The sequence below is a fragment of the Oleiphilus sp. HI0079 genome (assembly GCF_001635105.1).
In genome coordinates, this window is the sequence record NZ_LWFT01001054.1 from 1 (window position 1) to 937 (window position 937).

Below are 937 nucleotides of genomic sequence, written 5' to 3' on the forward strand. Positions count from 1 at the left end.
TTGCGAATGGTGTACTCGCTCTGTTCTAAATTTTTCAAACTAAGTGTTGTTAGCGTCGCTAGCCATGTATTGCGAAGCAGCAACTCTCGCGTATTCCGCCAAGTTCCATCAAGCACAACAAGCCCAGATAAATCAGCGATTAGGTCGATTGATTCTGGGACGAGGCAATCAATGGTGCGGGCGTCATGCTCATCGTAATGATGATCGATGTACAGCAATGCTAAATCATCCGCCGGATTCAGATGCAACAAAGAGCGGCATTGCTGCTCAGTTAAATCAAGAGCGCAACAAAGCTGCACACTACTCGCACCGAGACTCGCCAAGTAGGCAGTGGTAAACGGATGATTTGATTCGTCCGGATGTTGGACGATCAGAACGGGCAGTTTAGTGTTCTGGCTTTGAATAAAACCGCAGAGGCAACTTTTGATTGGACGGCGACAAGCACCGCACGTCTTTCTAGACATCAAGCATACACCGAATAACAAGACCGAGAATTCAAGAAGATTTCTCGGACATTACCAGAAAAGAGGCGGTTTAGTAGAAAATAAATCCGGAGTGAGTGCAGCGTTAATGCAGAATTAGTATCGAGTTTTCATACCGAGCAAGTTAGTTCGTTAAGCTCGACACCATATGCTTCAGGCTCCATTTAGAGGTGGCGCCCGTCAACAGATAACTATTCTCGTCAATACCGAGCGCGCCTTTTGGTAAGCTGTCTTTGATATACAGCGCGTGTTGTGGTTTTTGGCTGGCGTTCCACTCAAGAAGGTCAACCCGGCGGCCCGCTTTCAGCTTGTTTTTGGTTGCGTCCGTCACAACGATAATTTTGGGCAGCAAGCGACGTTCGCTATTGTGCCCCGTCACAATGCCAACTTCGTTGCTATTAAGTTCGACCAGAGTGCCCGTAGGGAAGACACCGATTGCCTCAATAAAACGTTCA

1 protein-coding gene and 1 pseudogene are annotated in these 937 nt (G+C 47.6%); both read right to left on the minus strand.

Annotation, left to right across the window (positions count from 1 at the left end):
- Nucleotides 1-464, minus strand: a 464-nt coding sequence (locus A3750_RS25415) for a DTW domain-containing protein (protein ID WP_156498741.1), incomplete at its 3' end; no start/stop codon positions are given.
- Nucleotides 465-606: 142 nt separating this feature from the next.
- A pseudogene (locus A3750_RS26380) lies at nt 607-937 on the minus strand (HD-GYP domain-containing protein); the annotation flags it as partial.